General features: G+C 69.1%; 26 protein-coding genes, 1 tRNA gene and 1 riboswitch. Of the genes, 9 read left to right on the forward strand and 18 right to left on the reverse strand.

All coding sequences use genetic code 11. The features are described from left to right. Positions 1–8 precede the first annotated feature (8 nt). Positions 9–1,265, forward strand: a complete 1,257-nt coding sequence (locus ACFFII_RS15730) for a TRAP transporter large permease (protein WP_377699813.1) — start codon at positions 9–11, stop codon at positions 1,263–1,265. Here the strand turns inward: ACFFII_RS15730 and ACFFII_RS15735 are convergent. Further along, a complete protein-coding gene (locus tag ACFFII_RS15735; RefSeq protein WP_377699814.1) occupies positions 1,262–2,248 on the reverse strand; it encodes a LysR substrate-binding domain-containing protein in 987 nt (328 codons plus the stop codon). The genes ACFFII_RS15730 and ACFFII_RS15735 overlap by 4 nt on opposite strands. Positions 2,249–3,031: 783 nt before the next feature. Further along, a tRNA-Ser gene (locus ACFFII_RS15740) sits at positions 3,032–3,121 on the reverse strand. A gap of 108 nt (positions 3,122–3,229) precedes the next feature. On the opposite strand from ACFFII_RS15740, the gene ACFFII_RS15745 reads away from it, so the two are divergent. From ACFFII_RS15745 to ACFFII_RS15760, 4 genes are all read left to right on the forward strand, one after another. Then, complete coding sequence (locus ACFFII_RS15745) at positions 3,230–4,129, forward strand: hypothetical protein (protein ID WP_377699815.1); 900 nt, start codon at positions 3,230–3,232, stop codon at positions 4,127–4,129. Then, a complete protein-coding gene (locus tag ACFFII_RS15750; protein WP_377699816.1) occupies positions 4,126–5,205 on the forward strand; it encodes an NUDIX domain-containing protein in 1,080 nt (359 codons plus the stop codon). The genes ACFFII_RS15745 and ACFFII_RS15750 overlap by 4 nt, the downstream gene beginning before the upstream one ends. 72 nt (positions 5,206–5,277) lie before the next feature. Next, positions 5,278–6,309, forward strand: coding sequence for a cysteine synthase A (locus tag ACFFII_RS15755; protein ID WP_377699817.1), 1,032 nt, complete (start codon positions 5,278–5,280; stop codon positions 6,307–6,309). Between the two features lie 5 nt (positions 6,310–6,314). Continuing rightward, entirely contained in the window at positions 6,315–8,876 is a 2,562-nt protein-coding gene (locus ACFFII_RS15760; protein ID WP_377699818.1) for a mechanosensitive ion channel family protein, read from the forward strand. A gap of 103 nt (positions 8,877–8,979) precedes the next feature. Here the strand turns inward: ACFFII_RS15760 and gyrA are convergent, their stop codons facing one another. The 3 genes from gyrA to ACFFII_RS15775 all read right to left on the reverse strand — a co-directional run bounded on the left by gyrA (position 8,980) and on the right by ACFFII_RS15775 (position 12,938). After that, positions 8,980–11,754: a DNA gyrase subunit A gene (gyrA, locus tag ACFFII_RS15765; RefSeq protein WP_377699819.1), complete on the reverse strand. Its 2,775-nt coding sequence runs from the start codon at positions 11,752–11,754 to the stop codon at positions 8,980–8,982. 76 nt (positions 11,755–11,830) lie between these two features. Next, complete coding sequence (locus ACFFII_RS15770; RefSeq protein ID WP_377699820.1) at positions 11,831–12,328, reverse strand: disulfide bond formation protein B; 498 nt, start codon at positions 12,326–12,328, stop codon at positions 11,831–11,833. A gap of 13 nt (positions 12,329–12,341) precedes the next feature. Further along, a complete protein-coding gene (locus ACFFII_RS15775) occupies positions 12,342–12,938 on the reverse strand; it encodes a DedA family protein (protein WP_377699821.1) in 597 nt (198 codons plus the stop codon). A gap of 121 nt (positions 12,939–13,059) precedes the next feature. Here ACFFII_RS15775 and ypfJ point away from each other — a divergent pair, with 121 nt between their 5' ends. Then, entirely contained in the window at positions 13,060–13,908 is an 849-nt protein-coding gene (gene ypfJ / locus ACFFII_RS15780) for a KPN_02809 family neutral zinc metallopeptidase (protein ID WP_377699822.1), read from the forward strand. Positions 13,909–13,911: 3 nt separating this feature from the next. On the opposite strand, the gene ACFFII_RS15785 is transcribed toward ypfJ, so the two are convergent. Beyond that, positions 13,912–14,097, reverse strand: coding sequence for a hypothetical protein (locus tag ACFFII_RS15785; protein ID WP_377699823.1), 186 nt, complete (start codon positions 14,095–14,097; stop codon positions 13,912–13,914). Positions 14,098–14,148: 51 nt separating this feature from the next. On the opposite strand from ACFFII_RS15785, the gene ACFFII_RS15790 reads away from it, so the two are divergent. After that, entirely contained in the window at positions 14,149–14,628 is a 480-nt protein-coding gene (locus tag ACFFII_RS15790) for a type II toxin-antitoxin system RatA family toxin (RefSeq protein ID WP_377699824.1), read from the forward strand. On the opposite strand, the gene ACFFII_RS15795 is transcribed toward ACFFII_RS15790, so the two are convergent. Then, entirely contained in the window at positions 14,589–15,194 is a 606-nt protein-coding gene (locus tag ACFFII_RS15795; RefSeq protein ID WP_377699825.1) for a sulfotransferase family protein, read from the reverse strand. The genes ACFFII_RS15790 and ACFFII_RS15795 overlap by 40 nt on opposite strands. 101 nt (positions 15,195–15,295) lie before the next feature. Here ACFFII_RS15795 and ACFFII_RS15800 point away from each other — a divergent pair, with 101 nt between their 5' ends. Next, the gene (locus ACFFII_RS15800) at positions 15,296–15,868 is read left to right on the forward strand and encodes a DUF4202 domain-containing protein (protein ID WP_377699826.1); all 573 of its coding nucleotides are present in this window, start codon (positions 15,296–15,298) and stop codon (positions 15,866–15,868) included. After that, complete coding sequence (locus ACFFII_RS15805) at positions 15,865–16,623, forward strand: CbiX/SirB N-terminal domain-containing protein (RefSeq protein WP_377699827.1); 759 nt, start codon at positions 15,865–15,867, stop codon at positions 16,621–16,623. Before ACFFII_RS15800 ends, ACFFII_RS15805 begins: the two co-directional genes overlap by 4 nt. Positions 16,624–16,648: 25 nt before the next feature. Here the strand turns inward: ACFFII_RS15805 and ACFFII_RS15810 are convergent, their stop codons facing one another. The 11 genes from ACFFII_RS15810 to ACFFII_RS15860 form a co-directional block, all read right to left on the reverse strand. Further along, positions 16,649–17,377 (reverse strand): ABC transporter permease, encoded by a 729-nt coding sequence (locus tag ACFFII_RS15810; protein ID WP_377699828.1) that lies wholly within the window; start codon positions 17,375–17,377, stop codon positions 16,649–16,651. After that, positions 17,374–18,060 (reverse strand): ABC transporter ATP-binding protein, encoded by a 687-nt coding sequence (locus ACFFII_RS15815; protein ID WP_377699829.1) that lies wholly within the window; start codon positions 18,058–18,060, stop codon positions 17,374–17,376. The genes ACFFII_RS15810 and ACFFII_RS15815 overlap by 4 nt, the downstream gene beginning before the upstream one ends. Continuing rightward, complete coding sequence (gene tenA / locus ACFFII_RS15820; RefSeq protein WP_377699830.1) at positions 18,050–18,724, reverse strand: thiaminase II; 675 nt, start codon at positions 18,722–18,724, stop codon at positions 18,050–18,052. The genes ACFFII_RS15815 and tenA overlap by 11 nt, the downstream gene beginning before the upstream one ends. Beyond that, entirely contained in the window at positions 18,721–19,659 is a 939-nt protein-coding gene (locus ACFFII_RS15825; protein ID WP_377699831.1) for an ABC transporter substrate-binding protein, read from the reverse strand. Before ACFFII_RS15825 ends, tenA begins: the two co-directional genes overlap by 4 nt. After that, on the reverse strand, positions 19,659–20,609 hold the full coding sequence (locus ACFFII_RS15830) for a HesA/MoeB/ThiF family protein (RefSeq protein WP_377699968.1): 951 nt from the start codon (positions 20,607–20,609) through the stop codon (positions 19,659–19,661). Before ACFFII_RS15830 ends, ACFFII_RS15825 begins: the two co-directional genes overlap by 1 nt. Before the next feature lie 128 nt (positions 20,610–20,737). Further along, entirely contained in the window at positions 20,738–21,334 is a 597-nt protein-coding gene (locus ACFFII_RS15835) for a thiamine phosphate synthase (RefSeq protein WP_377699832.1), read from the reverse strand. A 38-nt stretch (positions 21,335–21,372) separates the two neighbouring features. After that, positions 21,373–22,137 (reverse strand): beta/alpha barrel domain-containing protein, encoded by a 765-nt coding sequence (locus tag ACFFII_RS15840; RefSeq protein ID WP_377699833.1) that lies wholly within the window; start codon positions 22,135–22,137, stop codon positions 21,373–21,375. Position 22,138: 1 nt separating this feature from the next. Then, entirely contained in the window at positions 22,139–22,336 is a 198-nt protein-coding gene (thiS, locus tag ACFFII_RS15845; RefSeq protein WP_377699834.1) for a sulfur carrier protein ThiS, read from the reverse strand. After that, on the reverse strand, positions 22,314–23,303 hold the full coding sequence (gene thiO / locus ACFFII_RS15850) for a glycine oxidase ThiO (protein WP_377699835.1): 990 nt from the start codon (positions 23,301–23,303) through the stop codon (positions 22,314–22,316). Before thiO ends, thiS begins: the two co-directional genes overlap by 23 nt. Next, a complete protein-coding gene (thiD, locus tag ACFFII_RS15855) occupies positions 23,300–24,094 on the reverse strand; it encodes a bifunctional hydroxymethylpyrimidine kinase/phosphomethylpyrimidine kinase (protein ID WP_377699836.1) in 795 nt (264 codons plus the stop codon). The genes thiO and thiD overlap by 4 nt, the downstream gene beginning before the upstream one ends. Before the next feature lie 47 nt (positions 24,095–24,141). Further along, positions 24,142–24,246: riboswitch (TPP riboswitch) on the reverse strand. An 82-nt stretch (positions 24,247–24,328) separates the two neighbouring features. Next, the gene (locus tag ACFFII_RS15860; protein WP_377699837.1) at positions 24,329–25,762 is read right to left on the reverse strand and encodes a Glu/Leu/Phe/Val family dehydrogenase; all 1,434 of its coding nucleotides are present in this window, start codon (positions 25,760–25,762) and stop codon (positions 24,329–24,331) included. Positions 25,763–25,785 lie beyond the last annotated feature (23 nt).

A 25,785-nucleotide genomic window follows, 5' to 3' on the forward strand; every position in this document is an offset into this window, starting at 1 on the left:
ACGCAGCCATGACCCCGATCCTTGTCGTGACCTTCTTCGCGCTGATGGCAGTCTCGGTGCCAGTCGCGCATGCCATGCTGGGTGGAACCGCACTGGCTCTTCTGCTGGACGGAAAGCCTCTGGCGGTGATCGCGCAGCGCCTTTATGCGCCGACCCAGGCTTTTCCGATGCTGGCGATCCCCTACTTCATCCTGGCGGGCTCGCTGATGATGCACGGGAAGTTCGGCGAGTACCTCGTCAATATCGCCCGCCTCCTCGTTGGCCGCTTCCGTGGCGGCCTGGGGCAGGTCAGCATCATCGGCTCGGTGATGTTCGGCGGCGTTTCGGGCTCGGCCGTGGCCGATGCCTCGGCCATGGGCAACGCGCTGATCCCGGTGCAGGTGCGCGACGGCTATCCCGCACCCTTCGCAGCGGCGATCAATTCGTCGTCCTCGACCATCGCGGTGCTGATCCCGCCCTCGATCCCGCTGATCCTGTACGGGCTTGTGGCGAACGTCTCGATCGTCGACCTGTTCGTGGCGGGCATCCTGCCGGGGCTGGTGCTGGCGGCCGGCATGATGGTGATGGTGTGGTTCGTGGCCAGGCGCCGGGGCCTGCCCTCCTCGCCCCTGCCGGGAGGGTTCCGCGCCTTCAAGAGCCAGATCCTCTTCGCCCTGCCGGCGCTGCTGATGCCGGTCTTCATCATCGGCACCCTGCGCTTCTGCGTGGCGACGCCCACCGAGGTCAGCGTGATGGCCGTGGCCTATGCGTTGCTGATCGGCATCTTCTTCTACCGCGACGTGACGCCCCGGCTGATCTGGGACGCGCTGGTCGATACCGGGCTGATGACCGGTGCGGTCATGCTGATCATCATGGCTTCGGGCACGATCCAGTGGATCCTGACCGCCGAGCAGGTGCCCCAGAACCTTGCAAGCTTCGTCTCGACCCACCTGACCGAACCGTGGATGGTGCTGATCGCGCTCAACCTCGTGATGCTGGTGGTGGGCATGTTCCTCGACCTGCCCGCGGCAGTGCTCCTGCTGGCGCCCCTGTTCGTGACCATCGGAAATTCGATCGGCCTGGACCCGGTGCAACTGGGGCTGATGATGGTGCTGAACCTGTCGATCGGGCTCTACACGCCGCCGGTGGGAACGACGCTGTTCATCTCGTCGGCGATCGCCCGCACAGGGATCGGCGAAACGACCCGTGCCCTGCTGCCCTTCTACCTGGTGGCCGTAGTCATTCTTCTGGCCTTCTCCTTCATCCCGGCACTGACCATCTACTAAAGTCCCCAAGGCTTCACGTCGATCAGCTCGGCGGCCGAACCCTGCCGGAACGAACAGCCGCGCGCCGCCAGAAAGCTGCGCGCGGCAGCATCATGCGCGGCGGTTGCCCCGGCAAGCCAGTCCGAGAACCGCTTGACCACGCGCCGGTTCAGATGCCGGGACGGGCAGACGAACCAGTAGGCCGCGAAATCGATGACTTCGAAGCGCGTCGAGAAGGGCACCAGTTCACCCCGCTCGAGTTCCTCCAGACAGAGCGTCACGCTGTCGAGCGCGATCCCGATGGACTGTTTCGCCAGCTCGATCGACATGGAGGAGCGGTCGAAGCGGAAGGGATAGGTCAGGTTCGGCAACGTGATCCGGTTGCCGGCAAGCCAGAGGTCCCAGCGGTACAGCATCTTGACGCTGTCGATCAGCCGTGCCTGCGCCAGTTGCTCCACCGGATCGTTCGACACCTGCCGGAGCCGGACGAGATAGTCCGGGCTGCAAAGCGGCAGCACCAGGTCGTGCATGACGGGGATCACCGTCAGCCCGCTCCAGCCGCCGGTCCCGTAGCGAAGGTCGAAGTCCACGCTTTCCGTGTCGAAGGCCGAGAAATCCGGAGTGGCGTCAACCCTGATGTTCCAGTCCGGATTTTCGGCCGCGAAGCCGCCGATCCGCGGCCCGAGCCAGCGCACGCCGAAGCTGGGGCTGACGCGGATCGTCAGGTTGCGGAGGTCGCGCCCATGCGCGATGGCCGAGCGGGCGTTGCGGATCGCCCCGAAGGCCTGCGTGACGGTTTGGAACATCCGGTCACCGTCGAGCGTCAGCACCAGCCGCTGCTTTTCCCGCCGGAAGAGCTTCACGCCCAGCTGGGTCTCGATCGTGGCGATCTGCTGGCTGACGGCCGAGGGCGAGACGGCCAGCTCCTCGGCCGCCTTGGTCACGGTGCCAAGCCGCGCCACCGCTTCGAAGTACTCCATGGCCTTGAGGTTGAGGTCCCGCATGGGCTGACAATACCGGCGTTTCTCGGGATACCAAGTCGGGTCATCCGCAAGGCGCCGTATCTGACGGCGTGCCGGAATATCCCCCATCGGAAGAGGCGGCTTCCTTTCGCGCCTGGCTCGCCCTTGAAAACGGCATTGGCGCACCACGCCCGCGGCCTTGGGGGGTCAACTTCGCCTTGGCTATCAGCATGTCGAAAGCATGTCTCAGCGGCTTGAAACGCGCGCCTGGCTGAGAGTGCCCTTCTGCAGCTGCAATGTCTCGACCATGCTGCCGCTCGGACTGACCGTCGCCAGTGGGTTCGGAACCGACCTTCGCAGCGATCGAGATATCATGACGAGGCCCCGTGAAGAGGTGCGCCGCATTCCGCGACCAGAGGCTCTGCACAGCAAGCCCCGCATCTGTTCGACTGTCAGGAGCACCTGCCATACGGTCAAGGTTGCGGCAGATGAGAAACCGGATGCGGGTCTTCGTGCAGCAAAGGCACAGGAGCAGCCGAAGCGAATAAGGCGACCCAAAAGTGCCGCCCTTCACGAGGTTTGTGATAGACCCTTTAGCGGAGGCCGTGCCCTACAACGCAGAATGCGTCACGGAAAAGGCGGCGCTTCGTCATTCCACGGCCCAGTCCATCTGGTGCCCACTGAAACCAGTGCGAGTGCCGACACGGCATAGTAGGCGCGTTCAGTTTTACGGAGAGCCGGCAGAGTATGCCGACTAGGCCACGAAACGGCTGTGCGCAGTCCTCACACGGATCTACGGAATTTTACGGTATTACAGGAAGTTAGTGGCGGAGAGGGTGGGATTCGAACCCACGGAACCCGTGAAGGCTCAACGGTTTTCGAGACCGCCCCGTTCGACCACTCCGGCACCTCTCCGCGCTTTGGGTGGTGCGGGGCATTTATCGGGGCAGGGGTTGAAGCGCAAGGGCTTTCGCGGAAAAATCGCACGGTGGCAGATGAGCCCGCGCCAGAGGACCCGTCCCGATGATCCGAACCGCATCCATCGGCCTGACCGGCCTCGTTCTGGCCGCCTACCTGGGCCTTTCCGCGCCGACCGCTTTCGCCCAGGCGCCGCTTGCGCCGGGGCAGGCACCGCCCCAGTTCCAGGCGGTGGATGCCGACCGCATCGTGGCCGCCATGCAGGTCGACCTGCTGGCCGACGTGCTTGCGGCCGAGATTGCCGCCTCGGGCGATCCCTTCCGGCCAGACACACCGCCGCATGCGGGCCCGGACGAGGGCTGGCGCGTGATCGTCGAACGGATCGCGCCGGCCCAGCACATCCGCAGGGAGCTGCGTGACGGCATCGCCCGTGGCGTCGAAGGGCTGCGCGATCCTGCCGAGCGCGCCGCTGTGGCCGAGGCGCTGAGCTTCTGGGAAGGCGACCTGGGCCGCCGCGTCGTCCTGCTTGAGATCGGCGCACGCGAGGCGATGGCCTCGCCCGATATCGAGGCCACGGCGCGGGAAAGCTTCGCGGCCGCCGCGGCCCGGAGCCATCCCCGCGCTGAGCAGGTGCGCAAGTTGATGGAAGCCGCGGACCTGGTCGAACCGGCCGTCGCCGCCTCTCTGAACATCGCGGTGGCGACGCTGCAGGGCGCGCAGGAGGCGGCGCAGGGCGGTGCGCGCAATTTCTCGATCCTCGAGGATGCCTGGGCGCAGGAACCCGAAATCCGCGCCGACCAGACCGGCTGGATCGAAGCCTTGGTCTTCATGGCCAGCGCGCCCTTGTCGGATGCCGAGATGGTCCGGCTGATCGAGGCCTCGGACCACCGCGGCAACCGCCGTCTTGGCGCGATCCTGAACGAGGCCGCGACCGGGACCTTTGTCGAGATTGCGCGCAACCTGGGTCGCGCCTCGGCGCTGCGCCTGCAGGGCGAGCGTCTGTGAGCGCCCGTCTGCTGCTGGTCGGACCGCTGGCCGATCCTGCCATGATGGCGGCCTTGGGGCTTGAGCCTGCCGGCGCCGCCATCACGCTGCCCGGTCGGCTTTCGGGCGGCGCTCGCGCGGGGATCGCCCGCGACGGCTGGCCCGGCTGGGACCGCGAGGCGCAGGGTCAGGTCGTGGCGCAGCCGGTCGAGGCGAGTGACGGGCTGAGGCGCTATGCCGAGATCATGGACCTGCAGCCGGTCCAGGCGCCGCAGGGCAGGGTGATGGGCGCGGTTCCCGGCGCCCGGCCCGAAGACGGCGCCTTCCAGCGGGACCTTGCAGCCCGGGTCGCCGCCGATCTGCTGGCACGTGACCCGGACCAGCCTGCCGAGACGATCCGCGCACGGCTGCCGATGATTGCCTGGTGGGCGGCCTCTCGCCTGCGCGCGGCGGCCGAGCGTGGCGAAGCCCTGCCGCCCGGCCCCAGGGACCAGGACCGGCTGCGGATCGAAAGCAGGCGCGAGCCCTATGGGCAGTATTTCTCGGTCGAATCGCTGCGGCTGACGCATCGTCTGCATCAGGGCGGCTGGTCCGAGCCGCTGGAACGCGCCGTCTTCGTTTCGGGCGATGCCGTCGTCGTGCTGCCATGGGACCCGGCCCGCGACCGGGTGCTGCTGGTGGACCAGTTCCGCGCCGGGCCTGCCGCGCGGGGCGACGGCCAGCCCTGGATCTACGAACCCGTCGCGGGCCGCATCGACGCGGGCGAGACGCCCGAGTCCACCGCCCTGCGCGAAGCCGTCGAGGAAGCCGGCCTGACGCTGTCCCGGCTGATCCCCGCGCCGGCCTTCTATCCCACGCCGGGGATCGCGGCCGAGTTCATCTATGGCTTCATCGGCATTGCGGACCTGCCCGACGGCGTTGCCACCGTGACCGGCCTGCCGTCCGAGGGAGAGGACATCCGCGGCCAGCTCGTGTCGCGCGACGAACTGATGCGCATGGTGCTGGACGGCCGCATCGTCAGCGGGCCGCTGATGATCCTGGCACTGTGGCTGAACCGCATGGCGGACGAGCTGAAGCGGGGTCTCGCGCCCGGTTGACGCCTGCGCGAGCCGGGTTGCCCGTCCTGTCGGCTGCTGGTTTAACGGGGGCGACAAGGAAAGGCCCCGCTCATGCGCAACTGTCCCGACCTGGCCGCCGCGATCGGCCATACCCCCCTGATCCGTCTCAACCGCGCCTCCGAGGCGACGGGCTGCGAGATCTGGGGCAAGGCCGAGTTCATGAACCCCGGCCAGTCGGTCAAGGACCGCGCGGCGCTGTACATCATCAAGGACGCCGTGGCGCGGGGCGAACTGCGCCCCGGCGGCACGGTGGTCGAGGGGACTGCGGGCAACACCGGCATCGGGCTGGCGCTGGTCGGCGCGTCCATGGGCTTCAAGTCCGTGATCGTGATCCCGGAAACCCAGAGCCAGGAAAAGAAGGACATGCTGCGGCTTGCAGGCGCCGAGCTGGTCGAGGTGCCGGCCCAGCCCTACAAGAACCCCAACAACTATGTCCGCTATTCGGGCCGCCTGGCCGAGGCGCTGGCGAAATCGCTGCCGGGCGGCGCGATCTGGGCCAACCAGTTCGACAACACCGCGAACCGCCAGGCGCATCTGGAAACCACCGGCCCCGAGATCTGGGAGCAGACGCAGGGCAAGGTGGACGGCTTCATCTGCTCGGTCGGCTCGGGCGGGACGCTGGCGGGCGTGGCGATGGCCCTGCAGGACAAGGGCGTGAAGATCGGGCTGGCGGACCCCGAAGGCTCGGCCCTGCATTCCTTCTATACCGAGGGCGAGCTGAGCGCGCCCGGCAACTCGATCACCGAAGGGATCGGGCAGGGCCGGATCACGGCGAACCTGGACGGGATCACGCCGGATTTCAGCTGCCGCGTGCCCGACGACGAGGCGCTGCCGGTGCTGTATGACCTGCTGGAATACGAGGGCCTGTGCCTCGGCGGCTCGTCGGGCATCAACGTCGCGGGCGCCATCCGCATGGCGCGCGAGATGGGTCCGGGCAAGACCATCGTCACCATCCTCTGCGACGTGGGCACGCGCTACCAGACCAAGCTGTGGAACCCGGTGTTCCTGCGCAGCAAGGGCCTGCCGGTGCCGCATTGGCTGGAACGCGGGGCATCCTCGCTGCCGGACGTGACCGAGGCGTGACCTCCATGCACGTCGGTTCTGTTCGTGCCGCACCCTCGCGGCTGGCGGCGCTTGCCCTTGCCCTGGTGGCGGCGCTGTGGCTGTCGCTGGCCACGGCTGCGCTGGCGCAACCCGCCAACGACCTCGACTATGCCGCCTGGGAACAGACAGCTGGCCGGGCCGAGCAACTGCTGGACGCCGCGGACACTTCGCCCGCTGCGCTGGATGCGGCGCGGGCCGAGGTCGCGGGCTGGCGCGAGCGCTTTTCCCAGGCACAGACGCTGAATGCCCCGCGCATCGCGACCGTGCGTGAACAGATCGCCGCGCTTGGTCCCGCGCCCGCTGAAGGGGAGACCGAGGCCGAGGACATCGCCGCCCGCCGCAAGGAGCTGAACCAGCAGTTGTCCGAGCTGCAGGCTCCTGGCCAGCGGGCGACCGAAGCCTACAGCCGCGCCGACAGCCTTGTGCGGGCCATCGACGAACAGGCGCGCGCCCAGCAGACGAACGAGTTGCTGCGGCTCAGCCCTTCGCCGCTGCTGCCGGCCAGCTGGGCTGCGGCGGCCGATGCGGGGATGCAGGTCGTCCAGGGCATCGTGCAGGACATGCGCGACCGCACCTATGGGGCGGCGCGCTCGGCCCTGATCGAGCGGGTGCCGGTGATCCTCATCCACCTGCTGGCGGCGCTGGGGCTTTTGATCTTCGGGCGGCGCTGGGTGGATTCTCTGCCCTCGCGCCTGTCCTCGCGGGCCAGCGATTATGCCCGCGACGCGGTCGCCTTTGCGGCCTCGCTGGGGCAGATCGTCATTCCGACGGTGGGCGCCTACCTGCTGGTCCGCGCCATCGACACCACCGGCCTGATCGGCCCCTGGGGGCGGCCGATCCTGATGGCGCTGCCGATCGCGGCACTTCTGGTCTTTGCCGGGCGCTGGCTGGGGCGCCGCTTCTTCCCGATGAACAGCGACCCGCCGATCTGCTACCCGGACGAGCTGCGCCAGCGCGGCCGCATCTGTTCGACCCTGCTGTCGGTGATGGTGGCGGCCCATTACGTCGCTGCCCAGGCGCTGCTGCCTCTGTCGGGCCTGCGCGCCGGCGCGCCGCTGGGCCGCCGCGTGCCCATGGAGATCAGCGAGGCCGCCGCCGCCGTCTGGCACCTGCCGCTTGTCGTCTTGGGCGCGGTGGTCCTGTATCGCCTTGGCAACATCCTGCGCCGCGCTCCCAGCTATACCACGCCGGGCACGCCGGGATATCGCACCCGCGTGGTGGGCTTCGCGGGCAACCTTGCCCGGCTGACGGCCGTGATCGCGCCGCTGGCGCTGGTGGTCGGCTTCGTCACCATGGCCAACGCCCTCTTGTGGCCGATGGCGATGACGGTCGGGCTGCTGGCCCTGCTGATCCTGCTGCAGGAGTTCTCGACCGATCTGTGGGTGCTGCTGCGCCGCAACCGCAACGGGGCGCGTGACGACCTGACGCCGGTATTGATCGGCTTTGCGCTGGTCCTTCTGTCCCTGCCGGTGCTGGCGCTGATCTGGGGCGCGCGGGGGACCGAGCTTGTCGAGGCCTGGACCCGGCTGCGGCAGGGCGTCACCCTTGGCGGCGTCCGGCTGTCGCCCGGCGCGATCCTGACCTTCATCATCGTCTTCACGCTGGGCTACCTGCTGACGCGGGTGGTGCAGGGGACGGTGCGCAACTCGATCCTGCCGCGCACCAAGCTGGACGAGGGCGCCAAGAACGCGGCTGTGTCGGGCTTGGGCTATGTGGGGATCGTTCTGGCGGCGCTGGTGGCGATCACCTCGGCGGGCATCGACATGTCGAGCCTCGCCATTGTCGCCGGTGCCCTGTCGGTGGGTATCGGTTTCGGCCTGCAGAACATCGTGTCGAACTTCGTGTCCGGCATCATCCTGCTGGTCGAGCGCCCGGTCGCGGTCGGCGACTGGATCCAGGTCGGTAACGCGCAGGGCTATGTGCGGCGCATCTCGGTCCGCTCGACCCGCATCCAGACCTTCGACCGCACCGACATCGTGGTGCCGAACTCGGACCTGATCTCGAAGGAGGTCACGAACTGGACGCGCGGCAACCTGCAGGGCCGCATCATCGTGCCGGTGAACGTGGCCTACGGGGCGGACACGCGCCGCGTGTCGAAGATCCTGCTGGAAATCGCCGAGGACCAACCCACGGTCCTCATCAACCCCGCGCCCTCGGTGCTGTTCACCGGGCTTGTCAACGAGGGCATGACCTTCGAGATCCGGGCGATCATCTCGGACATCAACCAGGGGATGGGCGTTTCGACCGAGATCCGGCACCAGATCATCGAAAGGTTCCGGCGCGAGGGCATCGCCATCCCCTTCACCGTGCGCGACTTCTACAACGACGAGGGCACGGTCCTGTCCCAGGCCGCCGCCATCGCAGGCAAGGCGCCCGACGACGAGGAGGAGGAGGGCGAAGACGAGGGCGTGCCACTCAGGACGGCCGCTGCCGTCAGCCCCAAGCCCGGCGGGAACGATCCCGAGGGCCTCGACCCCCGCATCGCCGGTGCCTCGTCGGGCGGAATGGAGGATGCCGGCGACAACGACAGCCCCGGCCAGCGTTAGGCCCTCCTGTACCGGCCAGCCGGCGTCTCAGCCGGTCAGCCTTTTCAATGAAAAACGCCGCGCTTTTCCAAGCGCGGCGTTTTCGGTTCATGGGGAGAGGATCTCAGCTTTCCGCTTCGACGGTGTCGATCTCGGGGCCGCCGTTGCCGTCGCTCTGGTCGGCGACGCGGGCGACCGAAACGACCTCCTCGCCCTCGGCCGTGTTCAGGACGCGGACGCCGCCTGCCGAGCGTGAGCGGAAGCTGATGCCTTCCACGGGCACGCGGATCGACTGGCCGGTCGAGGTCGCCAGCATGATCTGGTCGTCGCGCGTGACGGGGAAGCTCGCGATCAGCGTGCCGCCGCGCATGGCCTTGTCCATCGCCATCACGCCCTGACCGCCGCGCCCGCGCACCGGATAGTCGTGCGCCGAAGACAGCTTGCCCGCACCGCGTGCGGTCACGGTCAGGATCAGGTCCTCATGCGCGCTCATCTCGGCATAGCGTTCCGAGGACAGCGCGGCCTCGCTGACGTTCTCGTCCTCGTCCGGCTCGGCCCCGTCATCCAGGGCACCCTCGACGGCGCGGCGCATCTTGATATAGGCCGCGCGCTCCTCGGGGCTCGCCTCGAAGTGGCGGATGATCGACATGGACACGACGCGGTCGCCACTGGCCAGGCGGATCCCCCGCACGCCGGTCGAGTCGCGGCCCTTGAAGATCCGCACGTCGGTCGTCGGGAAGCGGATGGCCCGGCCCATGGCCGTGACCAGCATCACGTCGTCGTTTTCATCCGCGATGCGCACGTCCACCAGGCTGACGCCCTCGGGCAGCTTCATCGCGATCTTGCCGTTCGACTTGACGTTGGTGAAGTCCGACAGCGCGTTGCGGCGCACGTCGCCGTCCGAGGTGGCGAAGATCACCTGCAGCGCATCCCAGTCTTTCTCGGGCACGTCCACCGGCATCAGCGCCGCGATCGAGGTGCCGCCGTCGATCGGCAGGATATTGACCAGCGCCTTGCCCCGCGCGGTCCGCCCGCCCAGGGGCAGCCGCCAGGTCTTGAGCCGGTAGACCATCCCGTCGGTGGTAAAGAACAGCAGTTCGGTATGCGTGTTCGCGACGAACAGCGTCGTCACCACGTCGTCTTCCTTGGTCGCCATCGAGGACAGGCCCTTGCCGCCGCGGCGCTGGCTGCGGAACTCGCTGAGTGCCGTGCGCTTGACGTAGCCGCCCGAGGTGATGGTCACGACCATGTCCTCGCGCTCGATCAGGTCCTCGTCGTCAAGGTCGCCCGCCCATTCGACGATCTCGGTCCGGCGCGGCACCGCAAACAGTTCCTTTACCTCGCGCAGCTCGTCCGAGATGATGCCCAGCACGCGCTGGCGGCTGGCGAGGATCGCCAGATAGTCGCGGATGGCGTCGGCCAGCGACTGCAGCTCGTTCGTGACTTCCTGCACCCCGAGCTGCGTCAGGCGTTGCAGCCGCAGGTCAAGGATGGCACGGGCCTGCGCGTCGGACAGGTTGTAGGTGCCATCATCATTCACCGGATGCAGCGGGTCGTCGATCAGCTTGAGGTATTCGAGGATCTCATGCGCCGGCCAGCGGCGTTCCATCAGCCGGTCGCGCGCTTCGGCCGCATCGCGCGAGGCGCGGATGGTCGCCACGACCTCGTCCACGTTCGACACCGCCACGGCAAGGCCGCAGAGGATGTGGCTGCGTTCGCGCGCCTTGCGCAGCTCATAGGCCGTGCGGCGGGCGACGACCTCTTCGCGGAAGGCGATGAAGTAGGTCAGGAAGTCGCGCAGGGTCAGCTGTTCCGGCCGCCCGCCGTTTAGCGCCAGCATGTTCGCGCCGAAGGTGGACTGCATGGGCGTGAAGCGGAAAAGCTGGTTCAGCACGACCTCGGCGGTCGCGTCGCGCTTGAGCTCGATGACCACACGCACGCCCTGACGGTCGGATTCGTCCTGGACATGGGCGATGCCCTCGACCTTCTTTTCCTTCGCAAGGTCCGCGATCCGCTCGATCAGCGTGGCCTTGTTCACCTGATAGGGCACATCGTCGAGGATGATCGCCTCGCGGCCCGCGCGCACGGTCTCGATCCGTGTCCGCGCCCGCACGGTGATCGATCCGCGGCCTTCCAGATAGGCCTTGCGGATGCCGGACCGGCCCAGGATCACGCCGCCGGTGGGGAAGTCCGGGCCGGGTACGATCTCCATCAGCCGCTCGGTCGGCAGGTCGGGGTTCTCGATCAGCGCAAGCGTCGCGTCGATCACCTCGCCCAGGTTGTGGGGCGGGATGTTGGTCGCCATGCCGACGGCGATGCCGCCCGCGCCGTTGACCAGCATGTTGGGGAAGCGCGCGGGGAGGACGGTCGGCTCGCGGTCCTTGCCGTCGTAGTTGTCCTGGAAATCGACTGTTTCCTTGTCGATGTCCATCAGCAGCCAGTTGGCGGCCTTGGCCATCCGGACCTCGGTATAGCGCATGGCAGCCGGCGGGTCGCCGTCCATGGACCCGAAGTTGCCCTGGCCGTCCAGCAGGGGCAGGGACATGGAAAAGTCCTGCGCCATCCGCACCAGCGCGTCATAGATCGCGGCGTCGCCATGCGGGTGGTACTTGCCCATCACGTCGCCCACGGGACGGGCCGACTTCCGGTAAGCCTTGTCGAAGGTGTTGTTCGTCTCGTCCATCGCGAACAGGATGCGGCGATGGACGGGCTTGAGCCCGTCGCGCAGGTCGGGGATCGCGCGGCTGACGATGACCGACATGGCGTAATCGAGATACGCGGTACGCATCTCGGTCGCGATGTCGATGGTGGGGCCGTCATGAGGCATCACGGCGCGCTCGGGCGCTTCCGCGCCTTCGGGATCGTCCGTCGGCAGGTTGTCTTCGGGGGTATCGGCCAAGGGTTTCGCCTTTAGATGTTGTTGGTGGACGATGTATCATCTGCCACCTTGAAATTCAACCATTTCGCCTGAATTTTCAGGGTTTTCGGCGCCCGGAACGACGCAGCGACAGTGTCCAGACGGCAACCAGCACCGCCGACAGGATCGCGTTCCAGGCGGCCATGCTGAGGCCGAGGAAGATCCAACTCGGCTGGTCGCAGCGGATCACCTGCGCGCCCCGGATGCGGGCCAGCAATTCGTCCGTGCTGACCAGCGAAAGATCGCCCAGCCCCCCCGAGCAGGCGCTTGGCCCGGCCCACCAGGTCTGTTCCACGCCCACGTGATAGATGGCGAAGGCGGTAGCGAGGATCGCCGCCACCAGCCCCAGCAGCCCCCAAACCCTGCGGAAGCCGGTCGCGGCCACGGCAAGGCCGATCACCACGGCGGCGGCATGAGGCCAGCGCTGCAGCAGGCACAGCTCGCAGGGCGCATAGCCCAAGGCCTGGAAGAAGAAGGCCCCCGCCAGCAGCGCGGCCGAGCCGGCTGCGGCAAGCACTGCCCAGACGCGGGCGTTGGGATGCGGGGCGCGGATCATGGGCGGGTTGTCCTCAATGCGGCTTCCAGGTGATGACGCGGTAGAGGTAGACCACAACCACCGTCACCACGACCAGCTTCGACAGCGGGTCGATCACATCGGCGACACGGTGATAGTTCGCCTCGAGCGCAAGCCCGGCACTGGCCAGCAGCGTCGTCCACAGCAGGCTGCCCCCCACCGTGAAGGCCAGGAAGCGGCCGAAGGGCATCCGCGCGACGCCCGCCGGGACCGAGATCAGCGTGCGGACGGCAGGGATCATGCGCCCGATCAGCACGGCCTTGCCGCCGTGGCGGTCGAACCACGCCTGCGCATGGTCGATGTCCGAGGGCGAAACCGTCAGCAGCCGGCCGTGGCGGGCCGACCAGCGCTTCAGCCGTGCCGCCCCGATCCAGGCTCCGATGAGATACCACAGGGACGTGCCCAGAACCGAACCGAGCGTGCCGATCAGCACCGTGGGCAGGAAGGACAGCTTGCCCGTCGCGGCCAGGTAGCCCGCCAGCGGCATGATGACCTCGGAGGGGATCGGCGGAAAGACGTTCTCTGCCAGCATCAGGAAGAAGATGCCGGGATAACCCCAGCCCTCGATCACCGACAGTACCCAGTCGAACATCCGCCCCTCGCATCCCTGGCCACGGTTCAGACGTCCGCAACGCCGTTTCCTTTCCAACTCTTGCGCGGTCCGTCAAGCCTGCGTAACCGTTGGGACGGATCACCCCCAAAGGATGCGCGACATGGAATGGCGAGGCCGCCGCGGCAGCAGCAACATCGAGGATCGGCGCGGCATGGGCACCGCCGGGGCGGGCGGCCTTGGGCTGGTCGGCACGCTGGTCGTGCTGGCGGTGGGCTGGTTCTTCGGCGTGGACATCTCGCCCCTGGTCAGCGGAATGCAGGACGACGCGCGCCCCGGCGTGGAGCGCCAGCTCAGCGCCGAGGAACAGGAGATGGGGCAGTTCGTCTCGGTCGTGCTGGCCGACACCGAGGAGATCTGGACCGACGTCCTCGCCCAGCAGGCGGGGCTGCAGTACCAGGAACCCAGGCTGGTGATGTTTTCGGGCGCCGTGCAGTCGGCCTGCGGCGGCGCGTCCTCGGCCATGGGACCCTTCTACTGCCCCGGCGACCAGCGCGTTTATCTCGACACCGACTTCTTCCGGGTCATGCAGCGGCAGATGGGGGCAGGGGGCGACTTCGCCTATGCCTATGTGATCGCGCATGAGATCGGGCACCACGTCCAGAACCAGATCGGCATCCTGCCGCGTGTCAACCGCCTGCGCGGGCAGGTGGGTCAGACCGACGCCAACCGCCTGTCGGTCCTGACCGAACTGCAGGCCGACTGCTTTGCCGGGATCTGGGCGCGTCACGCGGGCGACCGTTTCGGCTCGATCGAGCGCGGCGACATCGACGAGGCCGTGAACGCCTCGCGTGCGGTCGGGGACGACATCCTGATGGAAAAGGCGGGCCGCGCGCCCATGCCCGACAGCTTCACCCATGGCTCTGCCGCGGAGCGCAGCGAGTGGCTGGTCCGGGGAATGCAGTCGGGCGAGATGGCCGACTGCAACACCTTCGCCGAGGCCGGGCTTTAAGCCTCAGGTCCCTGGGATGCGGCGCGGGGCGCGGTCCATCTGCGCCCACTCGGGCACCCAGCCCATCCAGTCGGCCGTGCCCAGCAGGATCACCACCACCACGATGGCGATCACCAGCTTGACCCGCCCCGCCGAGGGCGGGTTGCGGACCCATCGGGCCGCCCGCATCAGCCAGATCATGTTGTTCATCGCCCGAAACCTCTGCTAGACCGTGCCCGCCTGACGCCGAAGGACTGCCCCTTGCCCACTCATACCGAAACACGGGTGCTGCCCTATACCGCGCAGCAGATGTATGACCTTGTCGCGGACGTGGAAAGCTATCCGAAGTTCCTGCCCTGGAACACGGCGGCGCGCATCCGGTCCCGCACGCCCGGCCCCGACGGGTCCGAGGTGATCGAGGCCGACCTGGTCATCAGCTTCAAGGTCTTCCGTGAACGCTTCGGCAGCCGCGTCACGCTGTTTCCCGACCAGAAGCGCATCGACACGCGCTATCTGGACGGCCCCTTCACGCATCTGCACAGCGAATGGACCTTCAAGGACCGCCCGCAGGGCGGCTGCGAGGTCTGCTTCTTCGTGGACTTCGAGTTCCGCAACGCCATCCTGCGCCGCGTGATCGGCGTCGTCTTCGGCGAGGCCATGCACCGCATCGTGCGCGCCTTCGAGGATCGCGCGCGCGCCCTTTACGGCGCGGGCCGGGCGGCGGCTTCCCACAGAGCGTAATCCTCGGCCAGCGCCGCGCGCAGCCGCGCCTCGGTGTCCGGGGCCAGCGTCATGTCGGCGGGGGGCGAGACGTTGACGCGCTTCAGCGTCAGTTCCGTCTTCAGCGCCTCGCCGAAGAAGCGCAGCACCTCGTCCATCTGTTCGTAGCGGAACAGGAGGTCGGGACCGTTCCGGCCGGGGGCGGGCGACAGGAAGCCCGACTGCCGCCCCAGCGCGGCATAAGGAGGGCGGTCCTCGGACAGGTAGTCCTGCACAAAGCCCTCGAAGCTGATGCCGATGGTGCTGTTGGGCTTGCCCATGGTCTGCGGGCGCTGGCGATAGCGAAACCAGCTTCCCAGCCACGAGATCGGCTCGCGCACCACCGCGGCGACCCGGAAGGGCGGGCCGGGGATGTTGCGCAGCAGGGGTTCGATCCGCAGGTTGTACTGGCTCATCGTCAGGTGCTTGATCTCGGGGCGCGAGCGCAGGACCATCTCGGCCTTCGGCGCCAATGCTGTCTCGAGCGCGGTGGTTCCCGTCTTGGGGATCGACAGCAGCACCAGACGGGGGGCGACGAAAGCCAGCATCGGCAAACCTTTCCTGTTGGCCGGGGTATTCCCGGCAGGGGGCGGCTTGGCAAGGCCGCGCGGCCGTGGCACCTGTTGGACGCAACGCAAGGGAGCGCAGCATGACGTCACGCCAGCAGGTCTTCGCCGCCATCGACGCCGCCAACGCCGCGGACCCGCGGCTTGAAGACGGCCAGCCGGTCGAGCTGCTTTACGGCCAGCGCATGACCGCCGAGCAGGAGCGGCTGTATCCCGACGCATCCGACGCTCTGGCCATCGCCTGCCGCGGCCAGCATATCGAGCGCTGGCTGCTGCCCCGCAAGGACTTCCCCGAAGGGCGCGAGGGTTACCTGACCTGGCGGCGCGAACAGGGCCGCCGGCACGCCGAGCGCGTCATGGGCCTGATGCGCGACGCGGGCTATCCCGAGGAGCAGGTGGATCACGCCGGCCGGATGCTGCGCAAGGAAGGCATCAAGCGCGACCCCGCCGTGCAGGCGCTGGAAGATGTCGCCTGCTTCACCTTCATCCGCCATTACCTCGGCGATTTCGCCACCACGCAGGAACCGGACGCGCTGCTGGTCATCGTCCAGAAGACTGCCCGCAAGATGTCTCCGCAGGCCCGCACCCGCGCTTTGGCCGAATTCCCCATGCCCGCCCAGTTCGCCGCCGCCTTCGATCTGGAGGATGCAAGGTGATCGACGCTGCACCCCGCTGCCAGGGCTGCCGCTGCGCCACCGGCGCGGCCGCCGTCGAGCCCGCCGCCCCGCCCTTTGCCGCCATCGTGGCGCATGGCCAGCCGGGCGACCCCGGCGCGCTGCAGCCGGAACTCGAGGCGCTGGCCGCCCGCGTGCAGGCGCTGCTGCCCGGCTGGACCGTGCGCGGCGCAACGCTTGCCTGCCGCCGCAGCCTGTCGGCGCTGGAGGGCGTGCGGCTGGTCTTCCCGCAATTCATGGCCGACGGCTGGTTCGTCCGCAGCGAAACGCCGCGCCGTCTGGCCGAGGCGGGGGTCGAGGGCGCCCGCCTGATCGCGCCCCTGGGGCTCGACCCCGAACTGCCCGCCATCGGCGCACGGATCGCCCAAGATGCGGCGCGGCGCGCCGGCATCGACCCGGCGCGGGCGACGCTGGTAGTCGTCGGCCACGGGTCCAAGGGCTCGCGCGCATCGGCCAACAGCACCCGCGCCTTCGCCGATGCGCTGCCGGATCGCGCGGGCTTCGCCGCCGTGACCACCGCCTTCATCGAGGAAGCGCCCTTTCTCGACGACGTGGTGCCCGAAGGTCCCGCCGTCTGCCTGCCCTTCTTCGCCACGAACGGTGGCCACACGACCGAGGATATCCCGCAAGGCTGGCGCGGCCACGGTCCCATCGCGCCGCCGATCGGGATGAACGACGCCATCCCGGACCTGATCGCCGCCGCCCTGCGCACCGCCGAAGAGCCCGTCGAAGGCTGAAGTTCGGGCTTTTGGGGCGGGAACCTCAGAAGCCGCGCTTGCGCAGCATCCGCGCGAGCGCATGGTTGATCGCGGTGTAGATCGTCAGCGACAGCGCCACGACGACGATCAGGGCCGCGAACATCAGGTCGGTCTTCATCCGTCCGTTCGCCTGGATCATCAGCGCGCCCAGGCCTCGCGCGCCGCCGACCCATTCGCCGATGACCGCGCCCACGGGCGCATAGATTGCCCCCAGCCGCAGCCCCGACGCGAGCCGGGGCAGCGCCGCCGGAAAGCGCAGGTGGCGCAACTCGGCCCAGCGGCCCGCGCCCATGGTCCGCGCCACGTCCATCTGCGCGGCGGGCGGGGCCATCAGGCCGTCGTAAAGCGCCTGCGCCACGGGCACGAAGACGATCAGCACCACCATCGCCACCTTGGGCGCCATGCCGAAGCCCAGCCACAGCGTCAGGATCGGGGCCAGCGCAAAGACCGGGATCGCCTGGCTGACCACAAGCGCCGGGGACAGCGCCCGGCCCAGCCGGGGAACGGCCGCCATTGCCGCCGCCGTGACGATGCCGAAGCCTGCGCCCAGCACCAGCCCCACCAGCGTTTCCCAAGCAGTCAGCATTGCCGCCGGTGCAAGCTCGGCGCGATGGACCCACAGTGCCCTGCCCACGGCCATGGGGCTTGGCAGCAGGTAGGGCGGCAGGCCGGTCAGGCGGACGAAGCCTTCCCACAGCAGCAGGGCCGCGGCGATGGCCAGCAGCGCCCTCATGCGAGCAGCCTTTCCGTCAGGGCGGCCTGCGCGGCCAGCACCTCGGGCGCGTCATGGCGGCGGGGGACGGTGCCGGGCGGGGCGGGATGTTCGGCAAGTCCGCCGGGCGTCATCACAAGGATACGGTCGCCCAAGCGCGCCGCCTCGGCAGGGTCGTGGGTGACCATCAGGACCGTCGTGCCCTGCAACAGCCGTGCCGCCATGTCGCCGATCTGCAGCCGCAGCCGCGCGTCCAGCGCCGAGAAGGGTTCGTCCAGCAGCACCAGCGGCCGGTCCTCGGCCAGTGTCCGCGCCAAGGCCGCCCGCTGCCGCTGGCCTCCCGAAAGCTGGAAGGGCAGCCGGTCTTCCAGACCGTCCAGCCCCACGGCCCCGACCATCCGGGCGATAAGGGCGTGATGCACGGGCTCGCGCCGCAGCCGTGCGCCAAGGCCGATGTTCTGCGCCACGGTCAGCCAGGGGAACAGCCCCCCGTCCTGCCCCATCAGCGCGCAGGGCAGGGTGGACACGGTGCCCCGGAACTCGACCCCTGTCGGCAGCCCGGCAAACAGCCGCAGCAGCGTCGATTTTCCGACGCCCGAGGCGCCCAGAAGGCAGGTCAGCCGCCCCGGCGCCAGTGTCAGGTCGAGGGGCGCGAACAGCCCCGGCGCCTCGCCCGCGACCCGCGGCGCGGCGTCATTCTTCAAGGCCCAGGTTCCAGAAGGCGGCCTCGAGCCGCGTCGCGGTGGCGAAGCGCCCGGCGAGTTCTGCCCAACGCGGCAGGGCCTCGGGGGATCTGCCCAGCCGCGCGGCGACCGCCGCGTCGATCAGGGCGCCGACCTCGCGGCAGGCGCGCTGGTAATCCTCGCCCGCATAGGTCTCGATCCAGTCGCGATATGGACTGTCCGCCGCCCCCTCGCGCGAAAGGCGCAGGCCGATCTCGCCATAGCCCAGCACGCAGGGTGCCAGCGCGGCCAGCAAGTCCAGGAAGTCGCCGCTGTAGCCCGCTTCCAGCACATAGCGGGTATAGGCGAGGTTCTGGGGCGCCTCGGGCGCCTCTTCCAGTGCCTCGGGTGAAATCCCCGCCTCGGCGCAGATGCGGATGTGCAACGGCATCTCGTGGTTGACCAGTGCGTCCACCGTGGCGATGCAGGCGCGCATCTCGGCCAGCGTTCCGGCCTTGGCCGCGCCCAGCGCCCAGGCGCGGCTGAAATGGATCAGGAAGCGATAGTCCTGCACGAGATAGCGCAGGAACCCCTGACGCGGCAGCGTGCCGTCGCCCAGGCCCTGCACGAAGGGATGGCGCACATAGGCATCCCACGCACCGGCAGCCTCGCGCCAGGCAGCGAAGCTGCGACCGTAGTCCGTCATTCCACGGCCCCCGGATCAAGTGCGACGCGGTCCACCGGCCACGCCTCATCGATCAGCCCGGCGTCCAGCAGGAACTGCTCGAACCGGCGATAACGGCCGTGGTCCAGCGCGGCGGGGGACAGGGCGAAGCGGCCGAAGGTATCCGCCCAAGCCTGGGTGTTCAGCTCGTCCGACAGGTCGGGGGCATGGGCGGCAAAGACCTCGCGCGCTTCCTCCGGGTGGTTCAGCATGAACTGGGTGCCGCGCTCGACAGCGGACAGGAAGCGGCTGATGCGCTCGCGGTCCATGCGGTCGGGGTTGGCGACAAAGATCAGCTCGTCATAGGCGGGCAGGCCTTCTTCCTCCAGGAACAGGCAGCGGCCCTCGCCGCCCGCCAGCCGCATCTGCGTCACCTCGAAATTGCGGAAGCCGCCGATGGTCGCATCGACCTGACCCGACAGCAGCGCGGGCGTCAGCGACCAGTTGACGTTGACCATCTCGACATCGTCCAGCGTCAGTCCGGCTGTCTTCAGCAGCGCCGAAACCAGCGCCTGCTCCACTCCCGCGACCGAATAGCCGATCCTGCGGCCCTTGAGATCGGCCACCTTCTGCACCGGCCCGTCGGCGCGAACCATCAGGCAGTTCAGCGGCATCGCCACCAGCGTGCCGACGCGGCGCAGCGGCAGCCCCTCGTGCACCTGCAGGTGCAGTTGCGGCTGGTAGGTGATGGCAAGGTCGGCCTGCCCCGCGGCGACCAGCTTGGGCGGGTCGGCGGGATCGGCGGGGGCCACGATCTCGACCTCAAGCCCCGCGTCGGTGAAGAACCCGCGTTCCTGCGCGATCACGACGGGGGCGTGGTCGGGGTTCACGAACCAGTCCAGCATCAGCGTCAACTTGTCCTGCGCCACGGCAGGGCTTGCCAGCGCCAGCAGCGCGGCGGTCAGCAGGTGCTTCATCAGTGATGGTCTCCGGCAGCGATCAGCACGATCTCGGGATGGGTGGGGGCAAGCAGGCGCGCCGCCCGCCAGGCGCGCAGGCCCGAGCGGCAGGCCAGCACGGCGCGGGCGCCCTGGGGTGGCAAGGGCGGGGCGGCGGGATCGGCGCGCCGGGCCCAAGGGTGGATGGGGACGGGGGCCTCGTCCTCGCCGCGCAGGTCCAGCACGAAGTCGCCCGGGCGGATGTCGCTTGCGTCGATGAAGCGGAAGCCGCCCTCGGGCTCGGGGGCGCCGCCGAAACGGAAACCGCCCCACCGCAGGCCGGGGCTCATGGTGAGAAGCTGCCCGAGGGGCGAGGGTTCAAGACCCAGCAGCACGGCCAGCGCCATCTGCGCCTGCGCCATGCCCAGCATCCCGACCACCGGCCCCAGCACGCCCGCTGTCGCGCAGTTGGCGGCGCGGTCCGGCAGGTCGGGAAAGACCGCCCGCAGGCTGGGCGCGCCGCCGCAGAAGCCGCCGCAATAGCCCGACATTCCCAGCGCCGAGGCCGAGACCAGCGGCACCCCCGCCGCAAGGCAGCCGTCCGACAGGACATAGCTGACGGCGAAGCTGTCCGCGCAGTCCAGAACCACATCCGCACCCGCGACCAGTGCGGGCGCGTTGGCGGGCGTCAGCGGCCGAGTCAGCGCCTCCACGAAAACCTCGGGGTCGAGCGCCTGCACGAAGGCGCGCGCCGACTCGGCCTTGTTCCAGCCCACGCGCCCGGCATGGATGGGCTGGCGGTGCAGGTTGCCCGTCTCGACCACGTCGGGATCGACGACCGTCAGCGCGCCGACGCCAGCCCCTGCGAGATACATGATCGCGGGCGAGCCCAGACCACCGGCGCCGACGACCAGCAGCCTTGCGCCTTGCAGCCGCGTCTGACCCGGCTCGCCCACCTCGGGCAAGATCACTTGTCGGGCATGCCGTATTCTTCTTCGTTCAAATATCCCACGGGGCTTCCGAGCGCCTGGAAAACGGTCCAGTGGACCGTTTTCAGCGAGGGAGGGGCCGGCAGGCCCGTGGGGGGGTGTGAAACCCCCGCTTTCGGGCGCTCCGCTCATCCCGTCACCTGCAGCCATTCCCGCATCCGCGCTTCGGGATCGGGGTTCAGCGTGATGTCCGTGACGGCCGAGGCGACATCCGCCCCCGCGTCCAGCGCCGCGCGCCCGCGTTCGGGCGTCAGGCCGCCGATGGCGACCAGCGGCACGTCCCCCACGCGGCGCTTCCATTCCGCCACGCGGTCCAGACCCTGCGGCGCCCAAGGCATCTTCTTCAGGATCGTGGGCCAGACCGGGCCAAGCGCGACGTAGTCGGGCCGGACGGACAGCGCCCGGTCGAGTTCGGCGCCGTCGTGGGTGGACAGGCCCAGCCGCAGACCGGCCGCACGGATGGCGGGCAGATCGGCCTCGTCCAGGTCTTCCTGCCCCAGGTGCAGCCAGTCGCAGCCAAGCTCGATGGCAAGCCGCCAGTGGTCGTTGACGACAAGGATCGCGCCTGCATCCTGCGCGAGGTCGCGGGCGCGGGTGATCTCGGTTCGCAGGGCGTCCTCGGGCGTGTCCTTGATCCGCAACTGCACCATGCGGACGCCCACCGCCAGCGCGCATGCCACCCAGTCGGCCGACTCGAAGATGGGGTAGAAGCGGGGCAGGGACATCGGCGATCCTTCCGCAGGGGGCTGTCCGGAAACGCCGTTCATTGCAGGAAGGCCTTGCCGATCACGGGGGTCGAGGGCGTGGCCATCTCGCGCGGCTCGATGGGGTCGGACATGTAGGCCGCGCGGCCCGCGTCCAGCGCCTGCGCCATGGCGCGTGCCATCGTCACCGGGTCACCCGCCATGGCGACGGCAGTGTTCAGAAGCACCGCGTCGAAGCCCAGTTCCATCGCCGCCGCCGCGTGGCTGGGGCGGCCGATGCCCGCGTCGATCACCATGGGGACCTCGGGGAAGGCCGCCCTCAGCGCCTTGAGGCCCAGAAGGTTGTTCAGTCCCAGGCCCGAGCCGATCGGCGCGCCCCAAGGCATCAGCACCTCGCATCCGGCGCGCAGCAACTGGTCGCAGACGGACAGGTCCTCGGTGCAATAGGGGAAGACCTTGAAGCCCTGCGCGCAAAGCTCGCGCGCGGCCTCGACCAGCGCGAAGACGTCGGGCGCCAGCAGGTCGCCATGGCTGATGACCTCGAGCTTGATCCAGGCGGTGCCCAGAAGCTCGCGCGCCATCTGCGCGGTGGTCACGGCCTCCTTGACCGTATGGCAGCCGGCGGTGTTGGGCAGCAGCGCGACGCCAAGTCCCTCGATCAGCCGCAGGAAGTCCTGCCCGCCGCCCGCCTCGCGCCGCAGGGACACGGTGGCGATGCCTGCGCCGGAGGCGCTGAAGGCGGCGGCAAGGATTGCGGGACTGGGATACTGCGCGGTCCCCAGCATCATCGGAGAGACAACTTGCGTGTCATAGAAGGTGGGCATCCTACCCTCCCTGCATGGGTGCGACGATTTCCAGCGAATCGCCCGGCGACAGCGCCGTGGCGGCGCGCGCGGCGGCGGGCACGAAGGTGCCGTTCAGGGCGGTGGCCACGCGGGCCTCGGACAGCTCAAGCGCGGCAAGAGCCTCGGCGAGGGTCGCGGCATCGATGTCCTGCGGATTACCGTTGATCGTCAGTTTCATGCCAGAACTCCGGTTTCTCGCCCGTCTCGACATGGTCAGCCAACTGCCGCGCGAGTGCCGGCGCAAGAAGATAACCATGACGATAAAGGCCGTTCGCATAAAGCCGCCCAGCCGCGCGGCCGATGCGGGGCAGGTTGTCGGGGAAGGCCGGGCGCGCGTCGGCCCCCAGTTCCAGGATCTCGGCCTCGCCGAAGGCCGGGTCCAAGGCATAGGCTGCGCTGAGCAGTGCCAGCACGGACCGTGCCGTGACCACGCCGCGCCGGTCGCTTTCGATCATCGTCGCGCCCAGCATGAAGACCCCCTCGCCGCGCGGGACGAGATAGATCGGCACACGCGGGTGCAGCAGGCGGACGGGGCGGGCCAGCGTCACCTCGGGGCAGCGCAGCACCAGCATCTCGCCGCGCACGCCGCGCAGGTCTGGCAGGATGTCGCGGGCGGCAAGGCCCCGGCAGTCGATGACCTCGCCCGCGTCATCGGGCGGCGCGGCCGCGACGGTGGTGCCGCGTGCGGCGAGGCCCGATTGCAGCGCGGCCAGCGCGGCGCGGGGGTTCAGATGCGCCTCGGTCGCGAAGAACAGGGCGCGGTCGAAGCGGCCGGCGAGGTCCGGTTCAAGTTCGGCCATGTGGTTGCCGCCAATAACCTCGTAGCCCTCGGTCCGACGTGCGAAGCGGTCGAGTTCCGCACGGTCGCGGCCCAGCGCCACGACCAGCGTGCCGTTGCGGCTGACGCCGCCCGCGTGGCGGTCCCACCAGTCGATCGAGGCCTGCCCGTGGCGCAGCACGGGCTCCTCGGCGCTTTCGAACTCGCAGAAGGGCGCGAGCATGCCGCCCGCCCACCAGGAACAGCCATGCCCTCCGGGGCCCATCGCGGGATCGACCAGCCTGACGGCATGGCCACGCGTGGCAAGCTCGGTCGCCACGGCAAGGCCCAGGACACCCGTGCCGAGGATGGTGAAGGGTCCGCTCATTCCCGCCACCAGCCATGGAAGTGGTGCACCGGCCCGTGGCCCGAGCCGACCCGCAGCCGGTCGGCCGCGGCGATCGCGCCCTGCAACCAGGCATGTGCGCGGCCGACGGCCTCGGGCACGGACAGGCCCTGCGCCAGCCCGGCCGCGATGGCCGAGGACAGCGAGCAGCCGGTGCCATGCGTGTTCTTCGTCTCGATCCGGGGGGCCGAGAAGCAATGCGTCTCGGGACCGACCAGCAGGTCGGTGCAGACCGGACCCTCGGCATGGCCGCCCTTCATCAGCACCCAATCCGCGCCCAGCGTGCAAAGGGTGCGGCCCTGTGCCTCGGCCTCGGTCGGGTCGGCGGCAACCATGCGGGACAGTAGCCGCGCGGCCTCGGGCAGGTTCGGGGTCAGGACCGTGGCGCGGGGGATCAGCAGGTCGCGCAGCGCGTCGATGGCGTCGTCCCGGATCAGCCGGTCGCCGGACTTGGCGATCATCACCGGGTCCAGCACCAGCGGCACGTTCCGCCCCGCCAGCGCCTCGGCCACGGCACGGGTCGCCTCGGCCGTGCCCAGCATCCCGATCTTGACCGCGCCTATGTCCAGGTCGTCGAAGACTGCATCGACCTGCGCGCGGATCATTTCGGGCGAGACGCCTTCCACGCGCGTCACGGCGCGGGTGTTCTGCGCGGTGATCGCGGTCAGGACGCTGGCGCCATAGACGCCCAGCGCCGAGAATGTCTTGAGATCGGCCTGGATGCCGGCCCCGCCGCCGCTGTCGGACCCCGCGATGGTCAGCGCGATCGCCATGTCTTTCCCCCACAAAGCCCGGCATGGGGGAACATCAGGCCACGGGTCGCGCGGCACTGCCCGTTCCCTTCGCCGGCATGACCCGGATCAGGTTCGATGGGTGCTGTGCCTTGCACATCTCAGCCCCGCGCGGGGCGCCCCAACGAGCGTTGCGTGCGACTATAGGCCCTCGCGCCTGCGAGGCAACCTCATTCTTGGCAGGGGCGCGCAGGGGGACGCGCGCCCCGGTCCGGCCTACAGCCCCAGCGCGTCGTAGCTGGCCGCGATGCGGCGGATGGCGACGATATAGGCCGCGATCCTCAGGTCCGGCACGCGCGGATCGCCGTCGAGCACCGTCACCATCTGCTGGAAGGACGCGCGCATCGTGTCGTCAAGGCCCGAGCGCACCAGTTCCAGTTCGTCCGCGCCGCGCAGGTATTTCTGCTTGAAGCCGTGCGACAGCGCCCCCTTCAGTCCCGTCTCGGCGGCAAGCCGTTCCAGTTCGTCCACCAGCAGGGCGTGGCGCGCTTCCTCCTGCCGGCGTTCGAGCCGGCCGAAGCTGATCTGCTGCAGGTTCTTGACCCATTCGAAATAGCTGACCGTGACCCCGCCCGCATTGGCGTAAAGGTCGGGGACGATGACCACGCCGCGGTTGCGCAGGATCTCGTCAGCCTCGGCGGTGACGGGGCCGTTCGCGGCCTCGACGATCAGCCTGGCGCGGAGGGCGCTGGCGTTGCCGACATGGATCACCGCCTCCATCGCCGCCGGGATCAGGATGTCGCAGTCCAGTTCCAGCGCACGGGCCGAGTTCGGTTCGAAACTCGCGCCGGGGAAGTCCCTGACGCCGCCGGTCGTGCGCATGTGGGCCTGAAGTGCCGTGATGTCGAGGCCCGCCTCGTTCATCACCGCGCCGTCGCGCTCGGCGACCGCGATGATCTTCGCCCCGTCCTCGGCCGACAGGAACTGCGCCGCGTGGAAGCCCACGTTGCCCAGGCCCTGCACCACGATCCGCTGTCCTTCAAGGCCGCCGGTCAGACCCGCCCGCTTCAGCACCTCGGGCGTGCGGAAGACCTCGCGCAGGGCGTATTGCACGCCGCGGCCCGTGGCCTCGACCCGGCCCGCGATGCCGCCCAGCCGCAGCGGCTTGCCGGTGACGCAGGCGCGGGCGTTGATGTCCTCGGGATGCAGGCGCTTGTAGGCGTCGGCCATCCAGGCCATCTCGCGCTCGCCCGTGCCCATGTCGGGGGCGGGCACGTTCTGGCTGGGCGAGATCAGGCTGCGCCGCGACAGTTCATAAGTGAAGCGGCGGGTGATCTTTTCAAGCTCGTCCTCCTCCCAGGCGCGAGGGTCCAGCGTCAGCCCGCCCTTCGATCCGCCGAACGGCAGTTCCACCAGCGAGCATTTGTAGGTCATCAGCGCGGCCAGCGCCTCGACCTCGTCCTGGTTGACGTTCGGGGCATAGCGGATGCCGCCCTTGACCGGCTCGTGATGTTCGGAATGGACGGACCGATAGCCGGTGAAGGTGTGGATCTCGCCCCGCAGGCGCACCCCGAAGCGGACCACATAGGTCGAGTTGCAGACGCGGATCTTTTCCTCGAGCCCTGGCCCAAGGTCCATCAGCTGCGCCGCATGGGTGAACATCCGATCGACGGAATCGCGGAACGAGGCGTGCATGAGCGGGGCGTTCATCGGGGCATCCTTCTGAAAGGCGC

Source organism: Paracoccus niistensis (genome assembly GCF_042432925.1).
Taxonomy (GTDB): domain Bacteria; phylum Pseudomonadota; class Alphaproteobacteria; order Rhodobacterales; family Rhodobacteraceae; genus Paracoccus; species Paracoccus niistensis.